At 69.8% G+C, this 12,820-nt stretch carries 11 protein-coding genes; 8 read left to right on the top strand and 3 right to left on the bottom strand.

What is annotated here, in order from left to right:
- Positions 1-17: 17 nt before the first annotated feature.
- The 3 genes from ACIGYR_RS23120 (at position 18) to ACIGYR_RS23110 (ending at position 4,461) form a co-directional block, all read left to right on the top strand.
- Positions 18-719, top strand: a complete 702-nt coding sequence (locus ACIGYR_RS23120) for an HAD family hydrolase (RefSeq protein WP_391844423.1) — start codon at positions 18-20, stop codon at positions 717-719.
- A gap of 461 nt (positions 720-1,180) precedes the next feature.
- Entirely contained in the window at positions 1,181-2,785 is a 1,605-nt protein-coding gene (locus ACIGYR_RS23115) for an ABC transporter substrate-binding protein (protein WP_391844425.1), read from the top strand.
- A 95-nt stretch (positions 2,786-2,880) separates the two neighbouring features.
- Positions 2,881-4,461, top strand: coding sequence for an ABC transporter substrate-binding protein (locus tag ACIGYR_RS23110; protein ID WP_399601034.1), 1,581 nt, complete (start codon positions 2,881-2,883; stop codon positions 4,459-4,461).
- A gap of 79 nt (positions 4,462-4,540) precedes the next feature.
- Here the strand turns inward: ACIGYR_RS23110 and ACIGYR_RS23105 are convergent, their stop codons facing one another.
- On the bottom strand, positions 4,541-5,212 hold the full coding sequence (locus ACIGYR_RS23105) for a response regulator transcription factor (RefSeq protein ID WP_010045368.1): 672 nt from the start codon (positions 5,210-5,212) through the stop codon (positions 4,541-4,543).
- A 53-nt stretch (positions 5,213-5,265) separates the two neighbouring features.
- Complete coding sequence (locus ACIGYR_RS23100; RefSeq protein WP_399601362.1) at positions 5,266-6,135, bottom strand: RecB family exonuclease; 870 nt, start codon at positions 6,133-6,135, stop codon at positions 5,266-5,268.
- Here ACIGYR_RS23100 and ACIGYR_RS23095 point away from each other — a divergent pair.
- From ACIGYR_RS23095 to ACIGYR_RS23080, 4 genes are all read left to right on the top strand, one after another.
- On the top strand, positions 6,047-6,562 hold the full coding sequence (locus tag ACIGYR_RS23095) for a hypothetical protein (protein WP_399601378.1): 516 nt from the start codon (positions 6,047-6,049) through the stop codon (positions 6,560-6,562). The two genes, ACIGYR_RS23100 and ACIGYR_RS23095, sit on opposite strands and share 89 nt — an antisense overlap.
- A 150-nt stretch (positions 6,563-6,712) precedes the next feature.
- Entirely contained in the window at positions 6,713-8,353 is a 1,641-nt protein-coding gene (locus ACIGYR_RS23090) for a site-2 protease family protein (RefSeq protein ID WP_399601031.1), read from the top strand.
- Positions 8,354-8,475: 122 nt separating this feature from the next.
- Positions 8,476-9,378 (top strand): tRNA (adenine-N1)-methyltransferase, encoded by a 903-nt coding sequence (locus ACIGYR_RS23085; protein ID WP_399601028.1) that lies wholly within the window; start codon positions 8,476-8,478, stop codon positions 9,376-9,378.
- 244 nt (positions 9,379-9,622) lie between these two features.
- Positions 9,623-10,210 carry a hypothetical protein gene (locus ACIGYR_RS23080; protein ID WP_399601025.1) on the top strand — a complete coding sequence of 196 codons (588 nt, stop codon included), beginning with the start codon at positions 9,623-9,625 and terminating at the stop codon, positions 10,208-10,210.
- Positions 10,211-10,217: 7 nt separating this feature from the next.
- Here the strand turns inward: ACIGYR_RS23080 and ACIGYR_RS23075 are convergent, their stop codons facing one another.
- Positions 10,218-10,520, bottom strand: a complete 303-nt coding sequence (locus ACIGYR_RS23075; RefSeq protein ID WP_391844435.1) for a ferredoxin — start codon at positions 10,518-10,520, stop codon at positions 10,218-10,220.
- Positions 10,521-11,042: 522 nt separating this feature from the next.
- On the opposite strand from ACIGYR_RS23075, the gene arc reads away from it, so the two are divergent.
- Complete coding sequence (gene arc, locus ACIGYR_RS23070) at positions 11,043-12,809, top strand: proteasome ATPase (RefSeq protein WP_391844437.1); 1,767 nt, start codon at positions 11,043-11,045, stop codon at positions 12,807-12,809.
- The last annotated feature ends 11 nt before the right edge of the window (positions 12,810-12,820 follow it).

Here is a 12,820-nt window from a genome sequence, read left to right as displayed (position 1 = left end):
CAAGGAGGTGCGCCCGGATGACCAGTACGGTCCCCGCGCCAGGAACCCGTACGGCCGAAGACTCCGCCCTGCAGGCGGTGCTCCTCGACATGGACGGCACCCTGGTCGACACCGAAGGCTTCTGGTGGGACGTCGAGGTGGACGTCTTCGCCTCCCTCGGGCACACCCTGGACGACACCTGGCGCCACGTCGTGGTCGGCGGCCCCATGACCCGCAGCGCCGGCTTCCTCATCGAGGCGACCGGCGCCGACGTCACCCTCGCCGAACTCACCGTGCTGCTCAACGAGGGGTTCGAGGACCGGATCGGCCGGACCCTGCCGCTGATGCCGGGCGCCGCCCGGCTCCTCGCCGAGCTGTACGAGTGCGAGATCCCGACCGCCCTGGTCTCCGCCTCCCACCGGCGCATCATCGACCGCGTACTGACCGTGCTGGGCCCGCACCACTTCGCCCTCTCCATCGCCGGCGACGAGGTCTCCCGCACCAAGCCCTTCCCCGACCCGTACCTGCTCGCCGCCGCGGGACTCGGCGCGGATCCGGCCAGATGCGCCGTGGTCGAGGACACCGCGACCGGCGTCGCCGCCGCCGAGGCCGCGGGCTGCCGCGTGGTCGCCGTACCCTCCGTGGCACCCATCCGCCCGGCTGACGGACGCACCGTCGTCTCCTCGCTGGAGAAGGTCGACCTGGCATTTCTGCGGGGCCTGATGACGGAAATGCGCTAGCCGGTCACCGGCGGTATCACCTGCGCGAAGAGCCGCGACGAGTGCAATGTGCATCGACCCCGCTGGACGTATTTCCCGGGAAGTGCACCCCAGTGGAATTCGGTGCGGGTCGCGCGGCCGAATTCCACTGACCGGCCGCACAGTTGGAAGTGTGACGTTCCCCACGCCTGCGGGCCTCGACAACGTTGGCCAAGTGTGCTGACCGACCCTGGTCGAGGCGTTTCCGTAAGACCTTGTGTCCCGATTGGTGGGATGCTGCACTAATCCTGCCACTGTCGGGTTTTCGGTGCGTCCGCGACCGGTTCCACTCCGTGATGGAGGGTCAACTCACGCGGCTGTGAGTCCCCCTGCGGGCGCGGACTAATCTCATCGCGAGAACATCGCCGAGAACCCCCACGGTCCGCCGCACCACCCATGCATGCCGGATACAGGGACCCGAACAGCTCTGGAGAAACTCCCGCATGAACCGCAAGACTTTGGTGCTGCCGGCGGTGGCCGGCCTGCTCACCCCGGTTCTCGCCGCGTGCGGCGGATCCGACAGCGGGAGCAAGAGCGGTGACGCCATCGTCGTCGGTACCACGGACCAGTTCACGGCCACCACGGACGCCCCGGCGCCCCTCGACCCGGCCTACGCCTACGACGTCGGCACCTGGAACATCCTGCGCCAGTCCGTGCAGACCCTGATGGCGCAGCCCAGGGGCGAAGGCACCCCCGCCCCGGACGCCGCCGAGAGCTGCTCCTTCACCGACAGCGGCAGCGAGCGCTACGCCTGCAAGCTGCGTGAGGGACTGACGTTCGCGAGCGGGGACCCGGTGACCGCCCAGGACGTCAAGTACTCCATCGAGCGCGCCCTGCGCATCAATGCCGACAGCGGTGTCGCCGCCCTGCTGAACACCATCGACACCATCGAGACGCAGGGCGACCGCGAAGTCGTCTTCCACCTGAAGACCGCCGACGCCACCTTCCCGTACAAGCTCTCCACCCCGGTCGCGGGCATCGTCAACCCCAAGGACTACCAGAAGGACAAGCTCCGCGACGGCTTCGACGTCGACGGTTCCGGCCCCTACACCTTCAGCGCCGAGGTCAAGAACGACGCCATCGTCAGCGCCACCTTCACGAAGAACCCTTCCTACAAGGGCAGCGTGACGGTGAACAACGACAAGGTCGAGCTGCGCGCCTTCACCGACGGCGACGCCATGGGCAACGCGATCGACAAGGGCGACATCGACGTCATGACCCGCACCATGTCGCCCGCCCAGATCCAGAAGCTGGACGCCGACAGCGACGAGAACGTCGACCTGGTCGACATGCCGGGCCTGGAAATCCGCTACCTGGCCTTCGACACCAACGCCTCGACCGTCAAGTCCAAGGCCGTACGCCAGGCCATGGCGCAGCTCATCAACCGCGGCGAACTGGTCTCCAAGGTCTACGGCACCCAGGCCGAGCCGCTGTACTCGCTGGTCCCGGCCACCATCACCGGCCACTCCAACTCGTTCTTCAACAAGTACGGCAACCCCAGCGTCGACAAGGCCAAGACCCTGCTCGGCAAGGCCGGCATCACCACCCCGGTGAAGCTGACCCTGCACTACACCACCGACCACTACGGGTCGGCCACCAAGCAGGAGTTCGAGGTCCTGCAGAAGCAGCTCAACGACAGCGGCCTGTTCGACGCCTCCATCGAGGGTCACCCCTGGAAGACCTTCCGGCCCGCCGAGCAGAAGGGCCAGTACGACGTCTACGGCATGGGCTGGTTCCCCGACTTCCCGGACGCCGACAACTTCCTCGCGCCCTTCCTCGACAAGGACAACTTCCTCGGCTCGCCGTACAGCAACGGCGACATCCAGCGCTCGCTGATCCCGCAGTCCCGCCGCGAGGCAGACCGGCTCAGCGCGTCCAAGAGCCTGACCGAGATCCAGGACACCGTCGCCGAGGACGTCCCGGTCCTGCCGCTGTGGCAGGGCAAGCAGTACGTCGCCGCACGGGACGACATCACGGGCGTGGCCTACGCCCTCAACTCCTCCTCGACGCTTCAGCTGTGGGAGCTCGGCCGCGGTGTGAGCGGCTGACGGCTCTCCACCCGGGGCCGAGCACGGCACGGCCCCGGGGCCCGGGACCAGGGACGGCGGCCCCGGGCTGACGAACCGACGACAAGGCACTTCGAGTGAACCTGCGCAACCAGTGGCCGGTCCTGCCCATCGTGGCGGGGCTGGCCTCCGGCCTGTTGACCGGCTGCGGATCCGAGACCGGTGACTCCGGGGGGACCGGCTCCTCCGTGGTGATGGGGATGTCCGACGACGTCCTCGCCACGGACCCGGCATCCGGCTACGACCCCGGATCGTGGCTGTTGTTCAACAACGTCTTCCAGTCGCTGCTCAGCTTCCCCAAGGGCGGGACCGAACCCCAGCCCGAACTGGCGAAGCAGTGCGGCTTCACCGACACCCGGGCCATGGTCTACAAGTGCGAACTGAAGGACGGCCTGAAGTTCAGCAACGGTGACGACCTCACCTCCGCGGACGTGAAGTTCTCCTTCGACCGCATGCTGAAGATCGCCGACCCCGCCGGTCCCGCGATCATGTTCCCGATGCTCGACAAGATCGAGACACCGGACGCGAAGACGGCCGTCTTCCACCTGAAGGTGCCCGACGCCACCTTCCCCAGCAAGATCGCCTCCGGCGCCGGCTCCATCGTGGACCACCGCCAGTACGACGCGAACGGCCTGCGCACCGACCACAAGGCCGTCGGCTCGGGCCCCTACCAGCTGGACTCCTTCGACCAGGACCAGGCCGTCTTCTCCGTCAACGGCAACTACAAGGGCACCGCCAAGGTCAAGAACTCCGGCATCACCCTCAAGTTCTTCCACGGCGACCGCACCGCCCTGAAGCAGACCCTCCTCGACGGCGGCATCGACATCGCCTACCGAGGTCTGACCGCCTCCGACATCGCCCAGCTCGACCAGCAGGGCGACGACAAGGGCGTCGAGGTCATCGAGGGCACCAGCGCCGAGGTCCAGCACCTGGTCTTCAACATGAAGGACCCGGTGGCCGGCAAGCTCGGCGTCCGCAAGGCCATCGCCTACCTCATCGACCGCGACGCCCTGATGCAGAACGTGTACCAGGGCACCGCCACCCCGCTGTACTCGATCATCCCGGCGGGCATCGCGGGCCACAACACCGCCTTCTTCGACACCTACGGCGCCCGCCCCTCCAAGGCCAAGGCCGCCGCCGCACTCCGCGCCGACGGGGTCACCGGCAAGGTCAAGCTCACCCTGTGGTCCACGCCGTCCCGCTACGGCCCCGCCACCGACGAGGAGCTGAAGGCCATCGCCGGCCAGCTCAACGCCAGCGGCCTGTTCGACGCCGACGTCAAGTCGGTCGCCTTCGACCAGTACGAGAAGGACATCGCCGCCGGCAAGTACGGCGTGTACGTGAAGGGCTGGGTGCCCGACTACCCGGACGCCGACAACTTCACGGCCCCCTTCTTCGGCAAGGGCAACGTGCTGGACAACAACTACAGCAACCGCACGATCACCGGGAACCTCATCCCCGGCACCGCCGCACAGAGCGACCGCTCCGCGACCGACAAGGACTTCGGCAGGCTGCAGGACATCGTCGCCGACGAACTGCCCGTCCTGCCGGTCTGGCAGGCCAAGCAGTACGCGGTCGTCCGTGACGGCGTCTACGGCCTGGAGTACTGCCTGGACGCCTCCACGGTGTTCCGGTTCTGGGAACTCAGCAAGAGCTGACACCGGCTACGGCAAGGGCGCCCGTCCCCTGGGGGAGGGCGCCCTTCGCCGTCGTACGGACCACGCGCCGCCCTGCGGACTACTGCGCGCCGGGGCGCACCAGACCGCTCTCGTACGCGTACACCGCCGCCTGCACCCGGTCCCTGAGGCCGAGCTTGGTGAGCACATGCCCCACATGCGTCTTCACCGTCGTCTCGCTGACGAACAGATCCGCCGCGATCTCGGCGTTGGACAGCCCGCGCGCCACCAGCTTCAGCACCTCCACCTCACGGTCGGTGAGCGTGTGCAGGGTGTCCGGCACCGGCTCCTCACCGGACGGCAGATGCGTGGCGTACTTGTCCAGCAGCCGCCGCGTGATGCTCGGCGCGAGCATGGCCTCACCGGCCGCGACCACCCGGATCGCCTGCACCAGCTCGTTGGCGGGCGCGTCCTTGAGCAGGAAACCGCTGGCCCCGGCCCGCAGCGCCTCCACCACGTACTCGTCCAGGTCGAACGTGGTCAGCACCAGCACCTTGGCCGGACCGTCCCGCCCCGGCCCGGTGATCTGCCGGGTCGCCTCCACACCGTCCATCCGGGGCATCCGGATGTCCATCAGCACCACATCGGGCTGAAGTGCGCGCACCTGGTCGAGAGCCTGCAGGCCGTCACCGGCCTCGCCCACGACCGCGAGATCCTGCTCGGCCTCCAGGATCATCCGGAAACCCGTACGCAGCAGGGGCTGGTCGTCGACCAGTAGGACGCGGATGGCCACGTGACACTCCTTCGCTCGTCCGGGCCCATTCTGCCCTGCGCGCGATTCCCGCTTCACCCCCTCCCGGACTCGGGCGGCCCCACCGGAAGCGGATAGGGCGGGGGAGTACCGCCGAACTCCGGGCAGTGCGCCTGGTGATCGCACCAGCCGCACAGCCTCGTCGGCCGGGGCCGCCAGTTCCCCGTCTCCGTGGCCTGCCGGATCGCCTCCCACAGCGCGTGCAGTTTGCGCTCCACCCGCTCCAGATCCGCGAGCACGGGGTCGTACGTCAGCACATCCCCGCTGCCGAGGTAGACCAGCTGGAGCCGGCGCGGCACGATCCGCTTCAGCCGCCAGACGACCAGGGCGTAGAACTTCATCTGGAACAGCGCACCCTCGGCGTACTCCGCACGGGGCGCCTTGCCCGTCTTGTAGTCGACGATGCGCACCTCGCCGGTGGGCGCCACGTCCACCCGGTCGATGATCCCGCGCAGCCGCAGTCCCGACTCCAGCTCCGCCTCCACGAACAGCTCCCGCTCGGCCGGCTCCAGCCGCGTCGGGTCCTCCAGCGTGAACCAGCGCTCCACGAGCCGCTCCGCCTCCGCGAGCCATCCGGCCAGCCGCTCGCCCTCCGGGTCGTCGGCGAACAGCCCGGTCACCTCCGGACGGCTCTCCCGCAGCCGGTCCCACTGCCCCGGAATCAGCGCCTTCGCCCGCGGCGCGGTCCGCTCCCCGGCGGGCGCGTCGAACAGCCGCTCCAGCACGGCGTGCACCAGCGTGCCCCGCGTCGCCGCCTCGCTCGGCTTCTCCGGCAGCCGGTCGATCACCCGGAACCGGTACAGCAGCGGACACTGCATGAAGTCACTGGCCCGGGAGGGCGACAACGAGGTCGGCGCGACGGCGCTCCGCGCCCCGGCCACCCGCTCCACACCCCCGCCCACCACGGGGCTACCGCCCGCCACGGTGGCACCGCTCGCCTCCGGACCGCTGCTCACGACGGGGCTGCCGCTCGTCTCCGGACCGCTGCTCACGACTGGGCTGCCGCTCGCCTCCGGACCGCTGCTCACGACTGGGCTGCCGCTCGCCTCCGGACTCCCGCTCACGACCGGGCTACTGCTCACTACGGGGGCAGTGCTCGCCACCGGGTTGTCGCTCGACCCCGGGCTGTCGCTCGTCACCGGGTTGTCGCTCGTCACCGGGTTGTCGCTCGTCTCCGGGCTGTCGCCCGGGGCGGGGCCGGCCGCTTCCCGGGCACGGCTCTCGACGGCGCCGCTCGCCGGGTCGGCCGCCGCTCCGTCACCGTCGCCCGGCAGGGCCGCCGCCTCGTCGATGCTGCTGTCCATGTCCACAGACCTTACGGCCCACCACTGACAGTGCCCCGGTCGCCGCCCGCGTCACCCACGCGTCCTCGGGGCAAACACAAGGGGTGCCGGGGCGAAACGTGCCACCACGGCCGCATACCATCGACCAGAGACCCTTCCGTCCGGCAGGTGCGGAAGACGCTTCGAACGAGGGGACACCGTGGACGTGAGCGGCGGGAGCGGGCAGCCGCGGTCCGGCAACGACGAGCCGGCCGAGCACCCCGCGGACCCTACGGCCCCGGCGACCGGACCCACCGACCACTCCGGCCACGAGCCCGAATCCACGGCATCCGGGCAACAGCCCGCCGCCCCCACGGACCGATCCGAGGACAAGGCGCCGGACACGGCCACGGACGACACCGCGGACACGGCCACGGACGACACCGCGGACACGGACGACACCGCGGACACGACTACGGACGACACCGCGCGCACGGCAGCGGAAACGGACCCGACGGCACCACGCCGGACGCCGGACCCGGCCGCCACCACCGGTACACCCGACGGGGCCGCCACCACCGGACCACCCGCCGCCCCCGGTCCGGCCGCGCCGGCCCACCGAGCCCCCGGCACCGGCACCGACCCCGACCACCGTTCCCTCGCGCACTCCGGTATCGCCAAGGGCCGGCCGCCCCAGCCGAGGCCCAAGGAACCCGGTGGCGGCATCCTCATGGGCCGCCCCTTCGGCGTACCCGTCTACGTCGCACCCAGCTGGTTCCTCGTAGCCGCCCTGATCACCTGGGTCTTCGGCGGACAGCTCGACCGCGTGCTGCCCGAGCTGGGCGCCGCCCGCTACCTGGTCTCCCTCTTCTTCGCGGTCGCCTTCTACGCCTCCGTCCTGATCCACGAGCTGGCCCACACGGTCGCCGCGATCCGCTTCAAGCTGCCGGTCCGCCGCATCCAGCTGCAGTTCTTCGGCGGCGTCTCGGAGATCGAGAAGGAGGCCGAAACCCCCGGCCGCGAGTTCGTCCTCGCCTTCGTCGGCCCCCTGCTCTCCCTCGTACTGGCCGGCCTGTTCTACCTCGCCATGAAACCCGTCGAGCCCGGCACCGTCCCAGGCGTCCTGCTGGCCGGCCTGATGGTCTCCAACCTCATCGTGGCGATCTTCAACCTCCTCCCCGGCCTCCCCCTCGACGGCGGCCGCATGCTCCGCGCCGTCGTCTGGAAACTCACCGGCAAACCGATGAGCGGCACCGTCGCCGCCGCCTGGGTCGGCCGCGCCCTCGCCATCTCCGTCCTGATCGGCCTGCCGCTGCTCAACTCCTCCGGCGCTCTCGGCGGCGGCGGCGAGGACATGGGCGGCATGAACACCGTCACCGACGCCCTGCTCGCCGCCATCCTCGCCGCGATCATCTGGACCGGCGCCGGCAACAGCCTGCGCATGGCCCGGCTGCGCGAACACCTCCCCGACCTGCGCGCCCGCACCCTCACCCGGCGGGCCGTGCCGGTCGAGAACGACACCCCCCTCTCCGAGGCCCTGCGCCGCGCCAACGCCGCCGGGGCCCGCGCCCTGGTCGTGGTCGACGCCGACGGCAACCCGCTCTCGCTCGTCCGCGAGGCCGCCATCGTCGGCGTACCCGAGCACCGCCGCCCCTGGGTCGCCGTCAGCGGCCTCGCCCAGGACCTGACCGACGGCATGCGGGTCTCCGCCGAGCTGGCCGGAGAAGAACTCCTGGACATCCTGCGGGCCACCCCCGCCACCGAGTACCTGGTCGTCGAGGAGACCGGCGAGATCTACGGCGTCCTGTCGGCGGCCGACGTCGAGCGCGCCTTCGTCAAGGCGATGGCAAGGCCGGCCTGAGCGCACGCCGGCGCCCCGGCCACCCCACGATCAGCCACGACGCCCCGACCGTCCGCCCGCACCGTCGACCCCGTCCCAGCGGTTGGTCCGAGCCGCCCGCGGGGAACCGGTAGTCTGTTCACATGTCCGAACCGACCGGTGCCGCCCGCAGGCGCGGGCCCTTCAAGGTCGGGGACCAGGTACAGCTGACCGACCCCAAGGGTCGCCACTACACGTTCACGCTCGAAGCCGGGAAGAATTTCCACACCCACAAGGGTTCCTTCCCGCACGACGAACTGATCGGCGCTCCCGAGGGCAGCGTTGTCCGCACCACCGGCAACGTCGCCTACCTCGCGCTGCGCCCCCTGCTCCCCGACTACGTCCTGTCCATGCCCCGCGGGGCAGCCGTCGTCTACCCGAAGGACGCGGGGCAGATCCTCGCCTTCGCCGACATCTTCCCCGGCGCCCGCGTCGTGGAGGCCGGCGTGGGCTCCGGCTCGCTCAGCAGCTTCCTGCTGCGGGCCATCGGCGACCAGGGCATGCTGCACTCCTACGAGCGCCGCGAGGACTTCGCGGAGATCGCCAAGCAGAACGTGGAGCGCTACTTCGGCGGTCCGCACCCCGCCTGGCAGCTCACCGTCGGCGACCTCCAGGACAACCTGTCCGACGCCGACGTCGACCGCGTCATCCTCGACATGCTCGCCCCCTGGGAGTGCCTGGAGGCCGTCTCCAAGGCACTCGTCCCCGGCGGCATCCTCTGCTGCTACGTGGCCACCACCACGCAGCTCGCCCGGACCGTGGAGTCCATCCGCGAGATCGGCTGCTTCAACGAGCCGACCGCCTGGGAATCCATGATCCGCAACTGGCACATCGAGGGCCTGGCCGTCCGCCCCGACCACCGCATGATCGGCCACACCGGCTTCCTGCTCACCGCCCGCCGCCTCGCGGACGGCGTCGAGCCGCCCATGCGCCGCCGACGCCCCGCCAAGGGCGCCTACGGCGAGGACTACGCCGGCCCCAACGCCGACGGCGGCGCCGGCCGCTGACCGGCCACGCGCGCGTACAACGCGAGGGCGCCGTGGCCGAGTTCCCCCGACCAACGGGAACTCGGCCACGGCGCCCCTTCGTTGACCGGGCACCAGGACCCCACGACACCCCCGCCCTCCGGTACGACCCCACGCGGGAGCGTGCCGCCTGCGGAAATCCCGGACCCCGCCGTTCCCCCGCACTGTGACGTGTGGCACCATGCAGGCCACCCCACCGGCACAGCCCTCACAGGAGACACTCCTCGTGCAGCAATCCGCCGTTCCGGAGCTCGCCCACGTCCAGACCCGGCCCATCCACTGGCTCGCGACCGCCACCGCAATCGCCGGCGTCGTGGCCCTGTCCTCCGTCATCCAGCCCGGATCGGCCACGGCCGCCCAGACCGCCCCCGGCACCAGGACCGAGTCCGCCCCCGCCGCCGCCCTCGCCGCGCCACCGAGCACGAGCGGCGTGCACTTCCCCCTGGAGTGCGGACCCGTCAAGGCGGTGGTCACCAAAAAGGCCACCGGAGACCTGGACGGCGACGGCAGGCCGGAAACCGTCGCCGTGGTGCACTGCGACGCCCCCATGGGCACCCCGCCCGACGGCGTCTACGTCCTCACCCGCGCCGCCGACGACACCAGGCCCCGCGTGGTCGCCACCCTCGTCGAACCCAAGGAACGCCTCACGGTCACCGACTTCGCCGTACACGCGCGTGCCGTCTCCGCCACGCTGCTCGGCTACTCCACGGACGCCGTGCCCAGTTGCTGCCCCGACACGAAGACCCCGGCCACATGGCAGTGGAACGGCAACGCCTTCCTCCGCTCCACCCCGGCCGGGGCCCACACCGTCTGAACCGCACTCACTCCGCGTCGGGGCCGTACACCTCTACCCTGTCCGAAACCCGGCGCACATGAATGCACTCGCCGGGACACTCCTTCGCCGAGTCCACCACATCGGTCAGCAACGGCAACGGCACCGACGTGGTCGCCCCAGGAGCCTGCAGCAGCTCGTCGTCCGCGCCCTTCACATAGGCCAGCCCGTCGATGTCCAGCTCGAACACCTCCGGGGCGTACTGGGCACAGATCCCGTCGCCGGTACACAGATCCTGGTCGATCCAGACCTCCAGTGCCTCGCCGCCCGGGGCCTCCTGCTGCACGGTCATCTCTCCTGCCATCGGATCGCCGGCCGGCCCGGGTGCCGCGAGGGCCAGCCCGGTCCGCTCCAGCGGCTGTTGAACACCCCCGACCCTACCTCCGCCCCGTTCACGGCCACGTGGGACCGGCCCCGGGGTTTCCGGCCCCGCCCCCTCGGGTACCAGCGCCGGACCGGGAGAGGGATGCCACGGCGGCCGGGTCGATCACTTCAGGCCACCACGGCAGTGACCGCGTCCGCCTGTACCGTCGCTCTGCGTGATGATCGTGCGAGCGCGCCGAGTGCTGCCCGCACGCAAGGCCGAACACCGCCCACCGGACAACTCCGGCCAGCCGTGAAGGGTTTTGGCCACGCCGCACATGGAACAAGCTGCTTTCCCATCACGTTCAGTGGGTATCCCCTCCGTGCGAGGGAGTGCGCACCGGGTGACCGACGACACACCTTGACAGTCTTTGTGATCTAGGGGTTTCAATCGACACCCACCCAGGTAGGGTCTGGAAGCGTCCAGCTCCCCTTGGAGGAGGTGAGGACCGTGGCAGCCCACGACGACGACATGAACCGCGGCATCCGCCCGGGACGCGGGTCCGACGACCCGGCCGGGCAGATCGCCTACCTTGAGCAGGAGATCGCCGTCCTGCGCCGCAAGCTCGCCGACTCTCCGCGCCACACGAGGATTCTCGAAGAGCGGATCGTCGAGCTGCAGACAAACCTGGCCGGCGTATCCGCCCAGAACGAGCGACTGGCCAACACCCTCCGCGAGGCCCGCGACCAGATCGTGGCCCTCAAGGAAGAGGTCGACCGGCTCGCCCAGCCGCCGGCCGGCTTCGGTGTCTTCCTGCAAGCCAACGAGGACGGCACCGCAGACATCTTCACCGGCGGCCGCAAACTCCGGGTGAACGTCAGCCCCGGCGTCGAACTCGACGACCTGCGGCGCGGCCAGGAAGTCATGCTCAACGAAGCGCTCAACGTGGTCGAAGCCATGGAGTACGAGCGCGTCGGCGACATCGTCACCCTCAAGGAGATCCTCGAGGACGGCGAGCGAGCCCTCGTACTGGGGCACACCGACGAGGAACGGGTGGTGCGGCTCGCCGAGCCGCTGCTGGACGTCACCATCCGCCCCGGCGACGCCCTCCTGCTCGAACCCCGCTCCGGCTACGTCTACGAGGTCGTGCCCAAGAGCGAGGTCGAGGAACTCGTCCTCGAAGAAGTCCCCGACATCGGCTACGAGCAGATCGGCGGCCTCGGCAACCAGATCGAGGCCATCCGCGACGCGGTCGAGCTGCCCTACCTCTACCCGGACCTGTTCAAGGAGCACGAGCTGCGCCCGCCCAAGGGCGTCCTGCTCTACGGCCCGCCCGGCTGCGGCAAGACACTCATCGCCAAAGCCGTCGCGAACTCGCTCGCCAAGAAGGTCGCCGAGGTCACCGGCCAGGCTTCCGGCAAGAGCTTCTTCCTGAACATCAAGGGCCCCGAGCTGCTCAACAAGTACGTCGGCGAGACCGAGCGACAGATCCGCCTCGTCTTCCAGCGTGCACGTGAGAAAGCCAGCGAGGGCACCCCCGTCATCGTCTTCTTCGACGAGATGGAGTCCCTCTTCCGCACCCGCGGCTCCGGCGTCAGCTCGGACGTGGAGAACACCATCGTCCCCCAGCTGCTCGCCGAGATCGATGGTGTGGAGGGCCTGCAGAACGTGGTCGTGATCGGCGCCTCCAACCGCGAGGACATGATCGACCCCGCCATCCTGCGCCCCGGCCGGCTCGACGTGAAGATCAAGATCGAGCGTCCCGACGCCGAGGCCGCCAAGGACATCTTCGGCAAGTACCTCACCGAACGCCTCCCGCTGCACACCGACGACCTCGGCGAGCACGGCGGCGACCGCACCACGACCGTCCAGAGCATGATCCAGACGGCCGTGGAGCAGATGTACGCGGAATCCGAGGAGAACCGCTTCCTGGAAGTCACCTACGCCAACGGCGACAAGGAAGTCCTCTACTTCAAGGACTTCAACTCCGGCGCCATGATCGAGAACATCGTCGGACGCGCCAAAAAGATGGCGATCAAGGACTTCCTGGAAAAGACCCAGAAGGGCCTCCGCGTCTCCCACCTGCTCCAGGCATGCGTGGACGAGTTCAAGGAGAACGAGGACCTGCCCAACACCACCAACCCGGACGACTGGGCCCGGATCTCCGGAAAGAAGGGCGAGCGGATCGTCTACATCCGTACGCTCATCACCGGAAAGCAGGGCGCGGACACCGGACGCTCCATCGACACGGTGGCGAACACCGGTCAGTACCTGTAAAAGCAGGGCGG

It is taken from the genome of Streptomyces sp. NPDC053076 (genome assembly GCF_044546845.1).
Classification (GTDB): domain Bacteria; phylum Actinomycetota; class Actinomycetes; order Streptomycetales; family Streptomycetaceae; genus Streptomyces.
This window is presented reverse-complemented; position numbering and strand designations above follow the sequence as displayed.

Coding starts and splice junctions, on each gene's coding strand:
- ACIGYR_RS23120 (WP_391844423.1), top strand. CDS start 18: ATGACCAGTACGGTCCCCGCGCCAGGAACCCGTACGGCCGAAGACTCC.
- ACIGYR_RS23115 (WP_391844425.1), top strand. CDS start 1,181: ATGAACCGCAAGACTTTGGTGCTGCCGGCGGTGGCCGGCCTGCTCACC.
- ACIGYR_RS23095 (WP_399601378.1), top strand. CDS start 6,047: ATGAAGTCACTGGCCCGGGAGGGCGACAACGAGGTCGGCGCGACGGCG.
- ACIGYR_RS23085 (WP_399601028.1), top strand. CDS start 8,476: ATGTCCGAACCGACCGGTGCCGCCCGCAGGCGCGGGCCCTTCAAGGTC.
- ACIGYR_RS23075 (WP_391844435.1), bottom strand. CDS start 10,520: ATGACCGTGCAGCAGGAGGCCCCGGGCGGCGAGGCACTGGAGGTCTGG.